We start from the raw sequence: 17,460 nt of genomic DNA, 5'->3' as shown, positions 1-17,460 counted from the left end.
GAATCGCCAAGTTTCGGCGTGTTGCTTCAATCATAGAGTGATTGTTGATGCATAAGCTTTTAATTTTCCCCTTTAACGACCCTTATTTGTAGAGGGTTCACAGTAATGGGTACTTTAAACCTTGACAAAATTTTTAATCCTCAAAGCGTAGCTATTATCGGCGCCAGCGACACCGAGGGCTCCGTCGGATATGCCATCGTGAAAAACTTCACGCGGCTAGGTTACGCAGGCAAAGTTTATTTTGTTAATTTACGCAAACCCGAAATCGCAGGAACCAAAACTTACCCAAACGTGGCAGCCATCCCGGAACCCGTCGATTTAGCCATGATTGCCACGCCAGCCAAAACGGTTCCAGATGTAGTGGAAGAATGCGGGAAAGCTGGCGTAAAAGGCGCCATCATCGTTTCTGCGGGGTTCAAAGAAACTGGTCCCGAAGGCAAAAAGCTGGAAGAAAAGATTTTGGAGTCAGCCCAAAAATATGGTCTGCGCATTGTGGGTCCAAACTGCATCGGTATCATCCGCCCCCGCGTAAACCTGAACGCCACCTTTGTGGATAAAGTTCCTAAACCCGGCAACATCGCGTTTCTCAGCCAAAGCGGTGCCCTAGGCTCAGCTATTCTTGACTGGGCGATTCACGAAAACATCGGCTTTAGCAACTTTGTTTCTGTGGGCAGCATGATTGACGTGGATTTCGGTGACCTTATTGACTATTTTGGCACTGACCCTAAAACCAAAAGCATCCTCATGTACGTTGAGGGCATCACGGAAGCCCGCAAATTCATGAGCGCCGCCCGACACTTCGCCCGCACCAAACCCATTATCGTCGTGAAATCGGGCAGGTTCAGTGAAAGCGCCAAAGCCGCCGCCTCGCACACAGGCTCTCTTTCGGGGGAAGACGCCATTTATGACGCCGCCTTCAAACGGGCAGGTATTGTTCGCGTCACCGAAATCGCAGACCTCTTCAACGCGGCGGAAGTTTTAGGTACTCAGCCTCTGCCCAAAGGTCCCAACTTAGCAATCATAACCAACGCGGGTGGACCCGGAGTCATGACCACCGACGCATTGATCGAACAAGGCGGAAAACTGGCGAAGTTGAGCCAGAACACGTTGGATTCGCTTAATCAGGTTCTGCCGCCGTTTTGGAGTCACGGCAACCCCATCGACGTTTTAGGGGATGCACAAGCTGACCGCTACAAGGCGGCAGTTGAAGCGTGCCTAAACGACGAGAACATCGATGGAATTTTGATTATCTTCACCCAACAAGCCGTTTCGCAATCGGTTGAAATTGCCAAGGGCATTGTGGAGTTGGTTAGAGGCAAAGCGTTCCAAAACAAAACCATCTTAACCAGCTTCATGGGTTATGGCGCGGTGGAGGAAGCCAACAGCATCCTAAACGCCAACAACATCCCCACCTACTCGACGCCTGAGCAGGCAGTTAAAACCTACATGACCATGTACCAGTACCAACGCAACGTCGAGCTCATCTATGAAACCCCTGAAGAAGTGCTTCTTGACACCCCACCTAAACGCCCCATAAACGTCATTCTTCGAAACGCCGCCTTCGAAGACCGCGAAGTCCTAACTGAAGACGAAGCAAAACGCATCCTCAAATACTACAACTTCCCCGTTGTGAAAACTGCAGTTGCCAACAACGTTGATGAAGCCATAGTATACGCCAAACAAATGGGCTTCCCTGTGGTCATGAAGATTCTTTCCCCCCAAATCATACATAAAAGCGACGCAGGCGGCGTTATCCTTAACGTGCATGACGCAAACGAAGTGCGCGAAGCTTTTGACAAACTCATTCAACGCGCCACAGCCTACAACCCCAACGCTCAAATAATCGGCGTTACCGTGCAGCCCATGGTGCAGAAGAAAGGCTACGAAGTCATCATCGGCGGAAAAACCGACCCCATTTTCGGGCCTGTGGTGCTTTTTGGCATGGGCGGCGTAGGCGTGGAGCTTTTCAAAGACTACTCGATGGGGTTGCCCCCGCTTAACACGACGCTGATTCGGCGAATGTTGGAGGAAACCAAAATCTACACGCTCCTCAAAGGCTACCGTGGTTCTCCACCCGCTGACCTCAAAAAACTCGAAGAAACCCTGCTGTTATTCAGTCAGTTGCTTATGGATTTCCCGCAGATAAAGGAAATCGACATTAACCCAATGTTGATTGACGAAAGAGACGCTTGCATCCTTGATGCCCGTTTGGTAATTGACAAAGCCAGTGTCTGCAAGACTTTTTTTCCCCATGAGCAGTTAGTGATTAGTCCGTACCCAAAAAAGTATGAACGTTTGTGGGCTTTGAAGAATGGGCAAGAGGTTCTTTTGCGTCCCATTAAACCCGAAGATGAACCCATGTGGCTGGAGATGTTCCAAAGTTTCAGCGAAGAAGCCATCCGTTACCGCTTTTTCCAGATGCTCAAAGACACTCCCCATGAAGTCCGCGTTCGCTACTGCAACATCGACTACGACCGCGAAATCGCCATAGTCGCTGAGCTTGTCCAAGAAGGACGCCGCAAGCTTTTGGGGGTCAGCCGCGTCAGCGTTGAACCCGACGGGAAAACAGGCGAGATGGCATTTATCGTGGGTGACCGATGGCAAAACTTGGGGTTAGGCACTATGCTGGTGGACTACGCCTTAGACATCGCTACACAGATGGGCGTCGAAAACGTTTACGCCATAATGCTGCCTGATAACTACCGAGCCCTTAGCTTAACCAAGAAGATGGGCTTTGACATCGAATACCTCGGCGACGGCACAGTCAAAGGCAGCCTCAGCCTCAACGAGGAAATCCCCGACAAACGTTGCTTGCTGCTTAAACCTGAAACTGAAAAACAAACCGACCTTTCGGTTGTGGATAAAAAACAAACAGCCCTCACGCCCAAAGAGTCCGCCGCCAAAGAGAAACGGAAGGAAGCCGAACTTACCTCCGCTTAACCTCTCAGTTTTCCTTAGACAAACTGCACCCTGACGCCGTGCGTGGAGCACGAGATGCAGGGGTCATAAGCTCTAACCAGCATTTCTAAGCTCAGCTCAATTTCTTTTTCGGGCTTATCCAGCAATGTGGGCAGGAGGGCTTTGAGGTCTTTGTCGATGTTGGCGTGGTTTTGGTTGGTGGGAATTACACAGTTGGCTTTGGTGCACACACCCTTCGCGTTGTAGGTGTAGTCGTGGAACAAGAGCCCTCTTGGAACCTCCACCGCGCCTACGCCGCGTCCAGCTTTAACTTTGACTTCGGGCTTGAAGTAGTCAGGTTGAGGCTGCAAACCAGCCGCTTCCAGTTCGTCAATTAGGCGCAGTGAGTCTTCGACGCTGTGAACAACCTCCACAAGCTGAGCTATGTTGTTCATGAATGGGTTGTGGCATACGGGTTTTAGCTCAAACATTTCTGCCACCTGCTTGGCAATTGGAGACAGCTTGTTGTAGTTGAGGTTTAGTCTGGCAAGGGCGCCGACCATGTAGGATTCGCGGTTGTGTTTTGCCCATTTCGCGGTGGATGTGGGCACGATGTATTCGTTGGTGAATGTCATGTACTCGTTAACGGGTGCGGTGCCCGTATCTGACGACGCCACCAGCCCATCATACAATGCGTACTCATCGGGGTTGGTTAACCCAATAAACTCGGTTTCCCTCTCAAACGCTGGGAACTTTGAAGCTACGCTTTGTATGAGTTTGGCGACCGCTTGCAAGTCCGAAATGCTGTCTTGAAGTTTCTTTTTAAGCCCCTCCAACTGCCTTTGGGACGGAATTTTTGAGAAACCGCCTGGGATTAGCCTTTGTGGATGGGTGGTTCTTCCGCAGATGAGGTTAGACATCTCGTTGGCAGTTCGGTGAAGCCGTAGGACCGTTTTAAGCTCTTCAGGATGGGATGAGGCTAACGGGATGACTGAGCCCACACCCATCAGGTCTGGCAACGCCAGAAACCCAACGTGCAGCAGGTGGCTTTGCATGTTTTCTCCATGAAGCGCCAGTTTTCTCAGCTTCAAGTCCTGTTCGTTTATGCTTATGTCCATGGCTTGTTCGGTGGCTTTTAACGACGCCAATGTGTGTCCGATGCTGCAGATGCCGCAGATGCGTGAGGTGATGTGGTGCAGTTCATTCCAGTTTCGCCCCACAACCATGGCTTCAAAGAATCGGGGCGCTTCAGGAATTTGCCATTCACATCTTTCTATGACTCCATTTTTTATGTTCACATAGATGTTGCCGTGGCCCTCCACCCTTGTCAAGTGATGAACCTCGATGTCTAAGTCTGGTTTGCTCATCTTTTTGCCTCCTGCCAACCAAAATACAACTTAAACTTCCCTATCGCGTCGTCAACTGTCAATCCGTACTTGATGAGGACTTCTTTTTGGCTGTTCTCGTTAGGGTTATCCACTAAGCCGCGGCAGCCCCAACATATCGTGCCTTCGTTGATGCAGCAGCTGTTGCAGCCTGCACGGGTGACAGGTCCCACGCAGAATTCGCCGCGTTCAAACGCGCAAACGTTCTCGTTCTTCTTGCATTCTACACATACAGGGTAGGTGGGTATGTCAGGTTTTTTGCCCAGCAGCAACGACTTCACCACTTGCAAAAATTCCTCGCGGTTAATTGGGCATCCATGAACGTAGGCGTCCACTTTCACCACCGCGTCTATGGGGCGCGCGGCGTAGCTGTCAAACAGTTTTGCGTCTTCGCCGTAAACGGTTTTTCGAACTTGGTCAAGGTCCTTGTAGTTTCGCAGAGAATTTATGCCGCCGATGGTGGCGCAGGAGCCGATGGCGACCAAGGTTTTGGCGTTTTTGCGGATTTCTTTAAGCCTGTCCTCATCCTGAAGCCTCGTACATGAGCCCTCCACGAACGCGATGTCATAGTCGCTGCTTCTCTCCTTCATAACCTCGCGGAAAGTCACCACTTCCACCTGCTCCAAAAGCGACAGAAGCTCCTCCTCCAAGTTAGCAACTTGCAGTTGGTCACCTTCGCAGCCCGCAAAATCAAAAAACGCAACTTTGGGTTTCATTACAGCGCCTCCGGTATGCCTTTAATTTTTGAGTAATTAAACACGGGTCCGTCTTTGCAGACGTAGATTTGGTTGATTTGGCAGTGACCGCATTTGCCTACGCCACATTTCATTCGGCGTTCCAGCGATACGATTATGTGGTCGTCTGGCACGTTTCTGGCTTTCAAGTCTCCAATGACGTATTTGTACATGACGGGGGGACCGCAGATTATGGCGTAGATGTTCTCAGGGTCAAAGGAGACCTGCGGAATCAACGTTGTTATGACGCCGATGCTGCCCATCCAAAGTTCCCCGTCAGGGCACCAGTTGACAGCGGACTTGAACTCAACGTCAGGGCGGCTCTGCAGCGCCATCATCTCGTCCCTAAAAAGCAGCTCCCGTGGTTCCTTGCAGCCATACAGCAGGCTGACATGCCCAAACTCCTTACGGTTATCCAAAACATAGTTAAACAGCGAACGCAAAGGCGCAATACCTAACCCGCCCGCCACGAAAAGCAGGTTCTTGCCCTTCAAGAAGTTCACGTCAAACCCGTTGCCGAAGGGACCGCGGATGCCGACGCGGTCACCCACTTGGAGCGTGTGCAGTTTGGTGGTTACGTTGCCGAGTTTGCGGACGCAGATTTCAAACGCACCCTTTTTGGTGGGCGGAGACGAAAGCGAGATGGGGGCTTCTCCGACGCCGAAAACCGACAACTCCACAAACTGCCCCGGTTTATGTCCCAGTTCGGAGCCATCGTCAAGTTTTATTTCAAAAAACATCTCGTTGTCGGTCATCTGCGTTTTTTTGGTGATTGTTGCCAGCTTGGGTACGTAGTCGATGTTTCCCTCGGTTTCGATGTTTACTTCGGGTGTTGCTACGGCGGTGACTTGGTTGCCTTTGTCCATGTGTTCTTTATACATGTCGTTGAAGAGGTTCACGGGGTTGGCGATGTCTGGTAGGCAGTTGGAGGAGCATCTTCCGCAGCCGACACACGAAATGAAGCCGAAGCGGTCAAATAAGTACTTACCTTTCTTGAAGTATCTGTGTCGGTATCTGGTGGGGCGGGTGGCGCGGAAGTTTTCTCCCGAAGCAACCTTGGCAAAATCCTCCAGCAGACAGCCATCCCAAGTGCGGATTCTTTCGCCTTGGTCAAGGGAAAGGTCTGGGTTATCTTTCACGTCAAAGCAGTAGCAGGTTGGGCAGACCAGCACGCAGGAACCGCAGGCTAAACATTTTTCGGAGTGTTTCTCCCAAAAACCGCTTTCCTCATAGGTCTGGTGCAGCAGTTCAGGAATCAATTCAACGGGGCACTCAAGCTTTTGTTGGGACATGTACATTATTTCGCGTTTTTTCTGGCCGACCAACTGGATGTCCCGGGCGTAGGCTTGGGTGATGTTTTTGGCGTACTTTTCTAAGAGTTCCCCGCCTTTTTGGGAGCCGACGCTGATGGCGTACCTGTTTCCAAGGTCAGTTAGCATGAGGTCGTAGCCGTAATCCACGGTTGCGCAGCCCATGTAGGCTGAGAAATTCCATTTTGACATTTTTTGGATGTTTACTCCGATTATTACGGCGGCTTTTCTTTTTTCAAAGTAGTAGGGGTCAGATTTGGTTTCGCGAAAGATTTCGTCCATGTGAAACAATGCAATGATGTCGTAGGGGTGAACGCCGATGAGGATCATAGGTTTGGGTTCGGCTGGGTTTTTGGCTGAAAAGCCTCCCGATAGGTTGTAGGTGAAGAGGGTTTCTCTTTGAGGGAAAAAGTATTTTTTTGGAGGAAGAAGAGTCACATCGTAGTCTAACCGCAGTTCCTTAGCGGATTCCAAGTTGTCAAAGGTGAATTTTGTGCCCTTGGCTTTGACGCCTATGACGTTCCATGCCTCGTCTTCTATTAGGGCGTTAACAAAATCGTTGAAGTCTTCTTTCAAGAGTATTTTCATTTATTCTTCAACTCAGCTTTGAAGACACAAATAAATTAAATCTACTATGGTGATGTTTACATTTAATGCTTTCCTATAAAACGGATTTAGCGTTAAATGTGTGGTGTTGAGCACTTTCAATCTTGAATTTAACATGGAAAGAAAAAAGCAAATGTGACCGAAACTTTATGTACTGGGAATAGGCTTTTTGAATCTCTATGCGCGTATGGTGCATCAGAATGTTGCCCTTGGTTGAAAAACTTGAGGCACATGCAATCCCAAGCCGTATCCAATCACCCACTTTATTAACCTTAACCATCGAAGACCATGGGATTAACAACCACTTTGGGTTACCATACCATAATAAGGGGACTGTCTAATGGCAGAAAACGCATCAACAATCAAAGACACAACCAAGGATCCGATAAAAGCGTCGGAACTCGACCCGAAATTCAAATATAAAATCATGAAGATGCACGGTGGCGAAAAACTGCTGAAGTGCTTCCAATGCGGCACCTGCACCAGCGACTGCCCCGTCGCAAGATACAGCGACTCCTACCGGCCGCGTACTCTTCTACACATGGCTCGGCTCGGGTTAAAAGACCGCGTTCTGAAAAGCGACACCCTCTGGCTCTGTGCTGCCTGTTTTACCTGCACTGACCGTTGCCCCCAAGGCGTAGAAGTTGCTAGTGTCATCCGTGTCCTTCGCAACCTAGCTGCTGAAGAAGGAATTGTGCCGCAAGTTTTCAAAGATCAATGTGCAAGTGTTTTGGAGTCAGGTTACGCTTACAAGATACCCGATTTACGCCTCAGAAAACGTGAACCTCTGGGTTTGCCCCCCCTGCCTAAAGGTGACCCTGAAAGCATCAAAAAGAGCCTCAAAGGCGTCAGCTTTATGAAACATGTGGAAAATAAAGGTGAATCAGATGCCAAACAGTAAATACCTCATTTTCTTGGGCTGTGCGATTCCTTACCGCGTTTCAGCCTACGAGCTTTCTGCACGCAAAGTCCTATCCAAATTAGGCGTGGAACTTGTGGAAATGCCTGAATTCAACTGCTGCGGTTTGCCCTTAGACCCAGTTAGCCACGAAACTATGCTGATTCTTGCTGCAAGAAACATTGCGTTAGCTGAGCAGCAAGGCTTAAACATTCTCACCTTGTGTCCGGGCTGCGCGGGAACTTTGAAAAAGGTTAACAAGATTTTAAAGGAAGATAAGGCATTAAAAGAACAAATTAACGGTCACCTGAAAGAGTCTGGTTTAGAAGTTAAGGGGACTATTGAGGCGAAGCATCTGTTGCAGGTCTTAAAAGACGACGTTGGCGTGGACAACATTAAGAAAGCAGTTGTTAAGCCGCTTACTATGCTTAAAGTTGCTGAGCATAATGGCTGTCATATTCTGCGTCCCAAAGAGTACATAGGTTTCGACGACCCTGAAGACCCTCAGACTCTTAAGACCCTTGTTGAAGCAACAGGCGCAACCTGCTTAGACTACATGGATGAGACTGAATGTTGCGGTGCTCCAAGCGTGGGTGTTAGCGACAAAGTTGCCCTGCAGTTAGCCCGGGACAAACTCAGCCACGTAAAGCAGGTGGACGCGCAAGCTCTAATCACTATCTGCCCATTCTGTCACATCATGTACGACACCAACGAGCTGCGTATAGAAAAAATGTTCCAAGAAGCCTATGGCATTCCCATTCTGCACTATCCACAGTTGCTTGGGTTAGCCTTAGGCATGACGCCTGAAGAACTTGCCTTCAACGAACTCAGAGTTAGTACTAAAAAACTATTAGAACAATTCAATGAGGGAGCAAAATAAAATGAGTGATAAGCTGAAAATAGCCTTCTATTGGGCTGCAAGTTGCGGCGGCTGTGAAATAGCCGTATTAGATATCAACGAGAAAATCCTTGATGTAGTCAATATCGCCGACATTGTGTTCTGGCCAGTAGCCTTGGACATCAAGTACAAGGACGTTGAAGCGATGGACGACAAATACATCGACATCACGTTCTTCAACGGGTCCATCCGGAACTCCGAGCAGGAACACATGGCAAAAATGCTACGCGCAAAATCAAAGACGCTGGTTGCCTTTGGCTCCTGCGCCCATGAAGGCTGCGTACCTGGCTTGGCTAACCTCAACGATAAAGCCGAAGTTTTCGAGCAAGTCTACATCAAAGACAAATCCAACGTTAACCCCAACGCAACAGTACCCCAAACCTCAACCACCGTGAAAGAAGGCACCCTAAAGATACCCGAATTCTACGACACCGTCAAAACTCTAGGACAAGTTGTCGACATTGACTACATTCTGCCTGGCTGTCCTCCACCAGTGAAATTAATCGTCAACGCAATTGACGCCATCGCCGCAGGGAAACTGCCGCCTAAAGGCTCCGTTCTCGCTCCGATGCCCGCCGTCTGTGACGAATGCCCCCGAACAAGGACAAACAAGAAAATCAGCGAAATTCACCGTGTTTATGAGGTAACTCCTGACCCCGACCGCTGCTTAATGGAGCAAGGTATCATCTGCATGGGTATGGCTACTCGCAGTGGCTGCGGTGCTCAATGCCTCAAAGTTGACATGCCCTGCACAGGGTGCGGCGGAGCTGCTCCTAACCAGCCTGAGGTTGGTGCGGGTATGATAACTGCGTTGGCTTCAATTCTGGGCTTGGAAAAGGAGCCTGGACAGTACACGGACGAAGATGTTGAAAAGCTGATGGCTCAAATTAAGGATCCAGTAGGCACATTCTACATGTACAGTTTGCCTGCTTCAATTCTTAAACGTAAGGTGATGAAGAAATGAAAGAAGTATTAATCGACCCAATTACAAGGCTTGAAGGTCACGGGAACATCTCCATATTCCTTAACGACCAAGGCGATGTGGAAAACGCTTACCTTAAAATTCCCGAACTTCGAGGCTTTGAAAAATTCTGCATTGGACGACGTGCAGAACTCATGCCGCAACTTACCACAAGAATCTGCGGTGTCTGCCCCGTTGCACACCATTACGCAGCCACCAAAGCCCTCGACCAAGCTTTCAAAGTAGACCCACCATCCACCGCCAAAAAACTCCGTGAACTCCAATACATGGGTTACTTCATCTATGACCACATTCTCCACTTCTACTTCTTAGGCGGTCCCGACTTCATTGTTGGACCCGACGCCCCACCAGAAAAACGTAACATCTTGGGCGTTATCGAGAAGGCAGGACTGGACGTAGCCAAAGAAGTCATCAAGCACCGCGCTTATGGACAAAAAATCACCGCAATCCTTGGCGGAAAAGCAACTCACCCCGTCAGTGGGCTTCCAGGCGGCATCAGCAAAGCCCTAAACGAAGCAGACCGCAAAGATATCCAAGACATGTCTGAATCCACCGTCAAATTCGCACAGTTCTCTCTAAAAACCTTCCACGACCTTGTCTTAGGCAACAGCACATACTTAGACATGATTAAGAGCGACGCCTACACAATGAACACCTACTACATGGGCACCGTCGACGGCAACAACCATGCTAATTTCTACGACGGCAAAGTCCGCGTTGTTGACCCCGCGGGCAAAGAATTCGTCAAATTCGAAGCCAAAGACTACCTTGAACACGTCGCCGAACACGTGGAGCCTTGGACTTACAGCAAGTTCCCCTACCTCAAGAAAATCGGCTGGAACGGCATGAGCTATGGCGCCGACAACGGCGTGTACCGTGTTGGTCCTCTCGGCAGGTTAAATGCTGCTGACGGCATGGCAACCCCACTGGCACAAGCAGAATACGAGACTATGTTTAAGACCTTGGGCAAACCCGTCCACGGCACCTTAGCGTTCCACTGGGCACGACTTATCGAACTACTTTACGCTGCTGAACGCGCAGTCGAACTCTCAAAAGACCCTGAAATCACCAGCACCAACATACGCAACAAGCCAGGCGAACCCGGACAAGGCGTCGGCATCGTTGAAGCAGCACGAGGCACCCTCATTCACGACTACACCTTAGACCAAGATGCCCTTGTCAAAGACGTCAACATGATTGTCGCAACAACCAACAACTACCCCGCCATCTGCATGAGCATACGCGACGCAGCCAAAGGCTTAATCAAAGGCGGCAACTGCGACCAAGGCGTCCTTAACAAAGTCGAAATGGCATTCCGCGCCTACGACCCCTGCTTTGGATGCGCAACCCACTTTGCAGTCGGGCAAATGCCGTTGACAGTTAAAGTCTACGACAACAACAAGCAGTGCGTTCAGACTCTGCAACGCTAAACCCACCCAACCCTTTTCCTTTTTGTTTCTTTCTGTCTATAGGCGTGTATACCTTTTGAGCGACGTAAACCTTGGCTTTGAAGAAGAACTGAAAAACTGGCTTACTGGGGCAGAAACCGTAGTCATTGCGGGCATAGGTAACCCGATTCGTATGGATGATTTTGTAGGCATTAAAATTGTACAGGACCTTCAAGACAAAGTTCCGGCGAAAGTGCATTTGATTGAGTGCGAAACGGTGCCTGAAAGCTTCATGGATGAAATTGTGGAGATGAAGCCTTCGCGTGTACTGCTGATTGATGCGGCGCTTTTGGGGTTGCAGCCTGGGGATGTTCGTCTTTATGATTCTGCGAAGGTGGTTAATGTGCCGCCTATTACGACGCATATGTTGCCTCTGCGTGTGTTCTGTGACTACATTACCCAGATGGCGCAGACCAAGCTTGCGTTGTTGCTTATTGAGCCGAAGAATACGGATTTTGGGGAGGGTTTGACCGAGGTGGTTGCGGCTTCGGCGGGTCGAGTTGTTGAGGTGCTGTTGAAGATTCTTTCGTAGATGCTGGAAAACGAACTGTTTGCTACTTGTGGGGCTGTTTTTGTATCAATGCAAAACAATACTGGTTTTATTTGATTTATTGTAATTTATGTGCCATATTTGATGTGCATGCAAAAGCATATCGGGTCTCTTTGTTAAAATTGCAAGTTTCACGGTGATATTTCTCTTCGGAATCCATTAGGTTTATATCCACTATATCAGCCTATTAGTCAAACAGACGTACGGAGGACAAGAAAAATAATGTATGCCTACGCGGGAAAAATTCTGCGTGTAAACTTGACTACTGGTGAAATCAAAACCGAGCCCTTATCCGAAAAACTGGCCAAAGACTACATCGGAGGCATCGGACTCGGCATCAAACTCCTTATGGACAACTCAAAACCTGGAACAGACGCATACGACCCCGACAACCCACTCATCTACATGACTGGGCCCCTTAGCGGAACCATGGGTCCAACAGGCGGCAACAGCTACGCTGTGGTGTCAAAATCTCCCGCCACTGGCTGCATCGGCAACGCTGAAGCCCACGGCTTCTTTGGACCTGACTTCAAACGGGCCGGCTACGACGCCATCATAATCACGGGCAAAGCCCCCAAACTAAGCTACTTGTGGATTGACGACGACAACGTCCAAATAATGGACGCTGAACACCTCAAATACGCCACCGTCGGCCACACCGACAAAGCCATCCGCGAAGAACTGGGCGACTTCTATATCCGCGTCTCCGCCATCGGCGAAGCAGGCGAAAAACTCTGCAGGTTCGCCGCCATAATTAACGATGAATTCCGCGCCATCGGACGCGCTGGCATGGGCGGCGTCATGGGCAGCAAAAACCTCAAAGCCGTCGCAGTTCGCGGAACCAAAGACGTGAACGTCGCCGACATGAAAGGCTTTAGAGAATTTGTCAAACTTATTCATGAACGCATGAAAGGTCCCTCAACCAAGAAATACAAAACCTTGGGCACTCCCGAAAACGTTCTTGTTTTGAACTCGCTTTCTGCTCTTGCCACCCGAAACTGGACCAACGCCACCTTTGAAGGCGCCCAGAAAGTCAGTGGCGAATGGTTAAACGAGCATTATGTTAAAAAGATTGTTGGTTGCGCTACTTGCGGTATGCGCTGTGACCACATTGCAGTTGTTCCTGAAGGACCCTACAAGGGCAGCACCAGCAGGCTGGAGTTTGAGTGCCTCTGGAGCATGGGGCCCCTCTGTGGCATAGACCGTTTAGACGCTGTTATTGAAGCCATGCGTGTAGTCAACGAGTACGGCATGGACGGCATCAGTATCGGAGTTGTCGTCGCCTTCGCCATGGACCTTTACGAGCACGGCATCATCACCAAAGAGCAGGCGGACGGCATTGACCTCCGATTCGGTAACGCTGAAGCGCTCATTGAGATTATTCACAAAATAGGCAAACGCGAAGGTTGGCTTGGAAACATCCTTGCAGAGGGAACCGCCAAAGCCGCAGAATTGATTGGTGGAGACGCCTACAAATACGCGTGCCACATCAAAGGTTTGGAACTGCCTGGATATGACTTGCGAACCCTCAAAACCGCCGCGCTTGGCTTTAGCGTTTCTTTCCGTGGTGCCTGCCACCTCCGAAACGGTGCTTACTCTCCTGACGTGAAGGGCAAAGTGAACCGTTTCAAGATTGAGGCTGGACGCGGCAAGATGATTGTCACTGAAAGCTACATGTATAACATCATTGACTCGCTTATTGTCTGTAAATTCAGCCGAGGCACCTACTACGACGGCTGGAATGACCTTGTCAAGTACTACACCCTTGCCACTGGTATCCCAATCACCGTTGAAGAAATGATGATGGACGGCGACCGCATTGAAAACCTTGCCAAACTGTTTAACCTCCGCGAAGGCAAAGGCACACGCAAATACGACGATGTCCCCTACAAGATAAAGCACTTCCCCGTCCCTGATGAAGGACCCGCCAAAGGCGTTCACGTAACTGATGAGGAAATGGCAATTGGTTTAGACGACTACTACGCTGCACGCGGCTGGACCAAAGACGGCATTCCAACCTTAGAGTGCTTAGAGAAGGTGGGCTTAAGTGAATACGCCTACATCGCAGAAGACGCCATGAAGGCAGCTGAAGCTGAAAGAGCTGAAGCCGCAAAAGCTCAGGGAGGCAACTAAAATGGTGCGCTCTCAAGACCGAAAATTCGTTTCCGCTGACCCCGAGAAATGCATCGGCTGCTGTGTCTGTGAATACGCCTGCAGTATGGTCAACGATAACACCTTCAACCCCTCAAAATCCCGAATTCGTGCCATGAGAATTGGGCCTCTGTCAAATTTGGCTGTCACCTGCCGGCACTGTGAAGACCCACCCTGTATAGCTGCTTGCCCCCGCGATGCTTTGTCTCAGGAAGAGGACACGGGAATTATTCGGGTGGACGAAGACGCCTGCAACGGGTGCGGATGGTGCATTGCCGCGTGCCAGTTTGGCGCCATGAACATGCACCCTGAAAAGAAGGTTGTGTTTACCTGCAACTGCTGCACTGACACCGATGAAAAAGAGCCTCAATGTGTCAAGTGGTGCCCCGAAGAAGCCCTCACATTCGTCACCGCAGAACAGTTGGCACAGAAGTCACGTGCAAAAGCCATCAAGAACCTGTTCCAAACTGCCGAAAGCAAAAAGTAAACACGCATAAGTTAGGCTTGAAAAGCGCTTTGCGCTTTCTTTTTGTTTTTTGATATTTTAACAATATTTGAGAATTTTTTTCTTTGTTAAAACTTGCTTTCTCTTGTTTATCCGCCTGTCATGAGCGGCATCAAAATGACGTTGTCGCCCTCTTTCAGTTTGGCATCTAAGCCGCCAAGTTGCCCTGAAACAACGCCGTTAATCATGACGGTGAACATGGTTTTTAGGTCTGCCTCGCCTGGCTCGTAGATGTCAGCCGTGAATTGTTTGCCAAACTCTGTTGCCATCTTGTTCATAAGGTCAGAGAGTTTTGCGTTGTCTGCCAGCGTAATGTCGTCTTGGGTTTTGTTTGTGTAGGTCTTCACCAATCCTAAATAGTGGACTTTTATTTTCATATCCTGCGCCTCGTCGGTTGCAGCTATCTGCAGGTAAGAAATTGGGTTGGGCTTCTGATATTTCTTTTCTCTTTGCCCGCCGCATTTCAACATTACCTCATCGCGATGCGTTATGAATTTTTGTTCATGACGACAAATAGAATCATCGTTTGGTCGTGTTTTTCCAACCCTGAAAGCCATTAAGTTAATATAGTTTTCAAATGACTAATAATTTCCAAACATATGGAGGACACATGTTTGCTCGGTTATGCAGGTAAAGTTCTTTACGTCGATTTAACCACGGGAAAGACGAGAACTGAAAAGCTCAACGAAGAAACCGCCAAAAAATACCTTGGTGGCATAGGCTTAGGCATGAAATTGTGGCTCGAAAACTCTGCCGCAGGCGTTGACGCCCTAAGCCCAGAAAACCCGCTTGTTTTAGCGTTAGGTCCAGTTTCTGGAACAATGTTCCCAACTGGTGGAAACGGTCACGCCTTCATCTCCAAATCACCCGAAACCGGAGCCGTCGGCGAAGCAGTATCCCACGGCACCTTCGGTTCAGAACTAAAACGCGCTGGATATGACGCCGTCATCATCACAGGCAAAGCTGACAGGCAAGTTTACCTGTGGATTGACGATGACTCAATTCAGTTGCTGGATGCCTCCTCGCTTTGGGGCAAATCACCCAGCGAAACAGAAGACGCAATCAAAGATGAACTTGGCGACTACTACGTGCGTGTTGCCGCCATCGGTATGGCTGGCGAGAAACTCAGTAAAATTGCCTGCATAATCAACGAGAAAACCCGTGCCGCTGGCCGAACTGGTTTAGGCGCAGTTATGGGCTCCAAAAACCTCAAAGCCATTGCAGTTCGCGGGACCAAAGACATCGTGACAGCCAAACCGACTGAATTCATGGAAATGGTTAAAGAATTCCATGAACGCATGAAAGGTCCTTCTACCCAGAAATACCGCACCCTCGGCACCGTAGAAAACATTCTGATTAATAACACAATGAACTGTATGCCCACCCGCAACTACAGCAGCGCAAAGTTTGAAGACGCCGAGAAAGTCAGCGGTGAAGCACTCAACGCAAAATACATCCAAAAAATTATCGCCTGCAGTTCCTGCCCCATGAGGTGCGAGCATGAAGCAGTCGTCCGCGAAGGTCCCTACAAGGGAACCATGGCGCGAATGGAGTACGATTCCCTCTGGGCTTTGGGACCCTACACTGGCGTAAGCAAACTTGACGCCCTCATTAAAGCAGCTGAACTCTGCAACTACTACGGCATGGACGCTCAAAGCACGGGTGTAACAATAGGCTTCATCATGGATGTTCACGAGAGAGCAATCCTGACCCATGAAGACCTAGGAATGGACGCCCACTTTGGCAACGTGGAATCTCTCCTTCAACTCATCGAATTGATGGGCAAACGTGAAGGCATCGGCGACACCCTTGCTGATGGCGTGAAAGCTGCAGCAGCAAAGATTGGCAAAGGCACCGAGAAACTTGCCCAGCACATTAAAGGCTTAGAGGTTACAGGCTACGACCTCCGATGCCTCAAAACTGCCGCGTTGGCTTATGCGGTTTCTTTCCGTGGCGCCGACCACAACCGAAGCAGCGCCTACGTCGTGGACATGAAAGGCAGAGTGGACCGCCTCAAAGCCGAAAAAGGCAGAGGCAAAATTGTCAAAGACCTTGAAGACTCCTACGCGTTAATTGACTCCTTCATAGTCTGCAAGAATTCCCGTGGTTCCTTCTACAAAGAACTCGAAGACCTCGCAAGACTCTACGGCTTAGTCACTGGCTACGACATTACACCCGAAGAACTAACTGCCTCAGCTGAACGCGTTAACACTTTAGCTCGACTCATTAACATCCGCGAAGGTTTAACCCGCGCTGACGACACGCTTCCATGGAAAGTTATGAATGAACCCATCCCAGACGATGGTCCAGTCAAAGGTGCCGTCGTAACCCAAGACGAGCTTAACCTAATGCTTGACGACTACTACGAAGCTCGCGGCTGGGATCCTGATGGTGTGCCCACCAAAGCTAAGCTTGCGGAACTGGGTATGGAAGAGTTAACCAGTATAGTTGAATCCAAAGAGGAGGCTTAAAGATGGTAAAGATACACGAACGGAAATTCGTTTCATGCGACCCCGAAAAATGCGTCGGGTGCCAAATTTGCGAGTACGCTTGCTCCAACAACAAAGAGAAAGCCTTCAACCCACTCAAATCCCGCATACGCGCTGTGCGCCAAAACCAAGTTGTAAACATGGCAGTCACCTGCAGACTCTGCGAGGAACCCGCATGCATCGCTGCTTGCCCCCGCGACGCCTTATCGCAGTCCGAAGAGACCGGCACAGTCAATATTGACAAGGACAAATGCAACGGTTGTGGTTGGTGCATTGAAGCCTGCGACTACGGCGCCATGATGCTACACCCTGAAACCAAGATAGTTTACACATGTGACCTGTGCAAGGACAACGAGGATGGGCCCCAATGTGTCAAGTGGTGCCCCGAAGAAGCCTTGACTCTCGTGACAAGTGACGTGTTGGCGCAGAAGGCAAGAATCAGCGCCATCAAGAAGCTGTTCCAAGACAGAAAACCCCAATAAATCCAACAGAGGGCTTTTCACCTCTCCAACTTTTTGTATTTAGACCACTTATACGATTATCTAATGCATGACAGGCTTCTTTTTTGTTAGCTTTGACAAAAAGATGATTGAACACACCTGTTTT

14 protein-coding genes are annotated in these 17,460 nt (G+C 49.5%); 10 read left to right on the top strand and 4 right to left on the bottom strand.

Annotation, left to right across the window (positions count from 1 at the left end; all coding sequences use genetic code 11):
- Positions 1 to 105 precede the first annotated feature (105 nt).
- Positions 106 to 2,940 (top strand): acetate--CoA ligase alpha subunit, encoded by a 2,835-nt coding sequence (gene acs / locus ACBZ72_09125; protein ID XES76333.1) that lies wholly within the window; start codon positions 106 to 108, stop codon positions 2,938 to 2,940.
- Positions 2,941 to 2,954: 14 nt separating this feature from the next.
- Here acs and ACBZ72_09120 read toward each other — a convergent pair whose 3' ends face one another.
- The 3 genes from ACBZ72_09120 to ACBZ72_09110 are packed head-to-tail and all read right to left on the bottom strand — an operon-like array spanning position 2,955 to position 6,915.
- Positions 2,955 to 4,265 carry a Ni/Fe hydrogenase subunit alpha gene (locus ACBZ72_09120; GenBank protein ID XES76332.1) on the bottom strand — a complete coding sequence of 437 codons (1,311 nt, stop codon included), beginning with the start codon at positions 4,263 to 4,265 and terminating at the stop codon, positions 2,955 to 2,957.
- On the bottom strand, positions 4,262 to 4,999 hold the full coding sequence (locus tag ACBZ72_09115) for an NADH:ubiquinone oxidoreductase (GenBank protein XES76331.1): 738 nt from the start codon (positions 4,997 to 4,999) through the stop codon (positions 4,262 to 4,264). Before ACBZ72_09115 ends, ACBZ72_09120 begins: the two co-directional genes overlap by 4 nt.
- A complete protein-coding gene (locus ACBZ72_09110) occupies positions 4,999 to 6,915 on the bottom strand; it encodes a 4Fe-4S dicluster domain-containing protein (GenBank protein ID XES76330.1) in 1,917 nt (638 codons plus the stop codon). The genes ACBZ72_09115 and ACBZ72_09110 overlap by 1 nt, the downstream gene beginning before the upstream one ends.
- A 358-nt stretch (positions 6,916 to 7,273) precedes the next feature.
- On the opposite strand from ACBZ72_09110, the gene ACBZ72_09105 reads away from it, so the two are divergent.
- From ACBZ72_09105 to ACBZ72_09075, 7 genes are all read left to right on the top strand, one after another.
- The gene (locus ACBZ72_09105; protein ID XES76329.1) at positions 7,274 to 7,834 is read left to right on the top strand and encodes a 4Fe-4S dicluster domain-containing protein; all 561 of its coding nucleotides are present in this window, start codon (positions 7,274 to 7,276) and stop codon (positions 7,832 to 7,834) included.
- A complete protein-coding gene (locus tag ACBZ72_09100) occupies positions 7,821 to 8,711 on the top strand; it encodes a CoB--CoM heterodisulfide reductase iron-sulfur subunit B family protein (GenBank protein ID XES76328.1) in 891 nt (296 codons plus the stop codon). Before ACBZ72_09105 ends, ACBZ72_09100 begins: the two co-directional genes overlap by 14 nt.
- A gap of 1 nt (position 8,712) precedes the next feature.
- Positions 8,713 to 9,693, top strand: a complete 981-nt coding sequence (locus ACBZ72_09095; protein XES76327.1) for an oxidoreductase — start codon at positions 8,713 to 8,715, stop codon at positions 9,691 to 9,693.
- Positions 9,690 to 11,141: a Ni/Fe hydrogenase subunit alpha gene (locus ACBZ72_09090; GenBank protein ID XES76326.1), complete on the top strand. Its 1,452-nt coding sequence runs from the start codon at positions 9,690 to 9,692 to the stop codon at positions 11,139 to 11,141. The genes ACBZ72_09095 and ACBZ72_09090 overlap by 4 nt, the downstream gene beginning before the upstream one ends.
- 55 nt (positions 11,142 to 11,196) lie before the next feature.
- Positions 11,197 to 11,691 carry a hydrogenase maturation protease gene (locus ACBZ72_09085; protein ID XES76325.1) on the top strand — a complete coding sequence of 165 codons (495 nt, stop codon included), beginning with the start codon at positions 11,197 to 11,199 and terminating at the stop codon, positions 11,689 to 11,691.
- 240 nt (positions 11,692 to 11,931) lie between these two features.
- Entirely contained in the window at positions 11,932 to 13,842 is a 1,911-nt protein-coding gene (locus ACBZ72_09080) for an aldehyde ferredoxin oxidoreductase family protein (GenBank protein ID XES76324.1), read from the top strand.
- Between the two features lies 1 nt (position 13,843).
- Positions 13,844 to 14,347 (top strand): 4Fe-4S dicluster domain-containing protein, encoded by a 504-nt coding sequence (locus ACBZ72_09075; protein XES76323.1) that lies wholly within the window; start codon positions 13,844 to 13,846, stop codon positions 14,345 to 14,347.
- A gap of 107 nt (positions 14,348 to 14,454) precedes the next feature.
- On the opposite strand, the gene ACBZ72_09070 is transcribed toward ACBZ72_09075, so the two are convergent.
- Positions 14,455 to 14,835 carry a MoaD/ThiS family protein gene (locus ACBZ72_09070; protein XES76322.1) on the bottom strand — a complete coding sequence of 127 codons (381 nt, stop codon included), beginning with the start codon at positions 14,833 to 14,835 and terminating at the stop codon, positions 14,455 to 14,457.
- 144 nt (positions 14,836 to 14,979) lie between these two features.
- Between ACBZ72_09070 and ACBZ72_09065 the strand changes: the two genes are divergently transcribed.
- Complete coding sequence (locus ACBZ72_09065; GenBank protein ID XES76321.1) at positions 14,980 to 16,836, top strand: aldehyde ferredoxin oxidoreductase family protein; 1,857 nt, start codon at positions 14,980 to 14,982, stop codon at positions 16,834 to 16,836.
- 2 nt (positions 16,837 to 16,838) lie between these two features.
- A complete protein-coding gene (locus tag ACBZ72_09060; protein ID XES76320.1) occupies positions 16,839 to 17,336 on the top strand; it encodes a 4Fe-4S dicluster domain-containing protein in 498 nt (165 codons plus the stop codon).
- The last annotated feature ends 124 nt before the right edge of the window (positions 17,337 to 17,460 follow it).

This window comes from Candidatus Bathyarchaeia archaeon (assembly GCA_041447175.1).
Lineage (GTDB): Archaea > Thermoproteota > Bathyarchaeia > Bathyarchaeales > Bathycorpusculaceae > JADGNF01.
This window is presented reverse-complemented; position numbering and strand designations above follow the sequence as displayed.

Coding starts and splice junctions, on each gene's coding strand:
- acs (XES76333.1), top strand. CDS start 106: ATGGGTACTTTAAACCTTGACAAAATTTTTAATCCTCAAAGCGTAGCT.
- ACBZ72_09120 (XES76332.1), bottom strand. CDS start 4,265: ATGAGCAAACCAGACTTAGACATCGAGGTTCATCACTTGACAAGGGTG.
- ACBZ72_09115 (XES76331.1), bottom strand. CDS start 4,999: ATGAAACCCAAAGTTGCGTTTTTTGATTTTGCGGGCTGCGAAGGTGAC.
- ACBZ72_09110 (XES76330.1), bottom strand. CDS start 6,915: ATGAAAATACTCTTGAAAGAAGACTTCAACGATTTTGTTAACGCCCTA.
- ACBZ72_09105 (XES76329.1), top strand. CDS start 7,274: ATGGCAGAAAACGCATCAACAATCAAAGACACAACCAAGGATCCGATA.
- ACBZ72_09100 (XES76328.1), top strand. CDS start 7,821: ATGCCAAACAGTAAATACCTCATTTTCTTGGGCTGTGCGATTCCTTAC.
- ACBZ72_09095 (XES76327.1), top strand. CDS start 8,713: ATGAGTGATAAGCTGAAAATAGCCTTCTATTGGGCTGCAAGTTGCGGC.
- ACBZ72_09090 (XES76326.1), top strand. CDS start 9,690: ATGAAAGAAGTATTAATCGACCCAATTACAAGGCTTGAAGGTCACGGG.
- ACBZ72_09080 (XES76324.1), top strand. CDS start 11,932: ATGTATGCCTACGCGGGAAAAATTCTGCGTGTAAACTTGACTACTGGT.
- ACBZ72_09075 (XES76323.1), top strand. CDS start 13,844: ATGGTGCGCTCTCAAGACCGAAAATTCGTTTCCGCTGACCCCGAGAAA.
- ACBZ72_09070 (XES76322.1), bottom strand. CDS start 14,835: ATGTTGAAATGCGGCGGGCAAAGAGAAAAGAAATATCAGAAGCCCAAC.
- ACBZ72_09060 (XES76320.1), top strand. CDS start 16,839: ATGGTAAAGATACACGAACGGAAATTCGTTTCATGCGACCCCGAAAAA.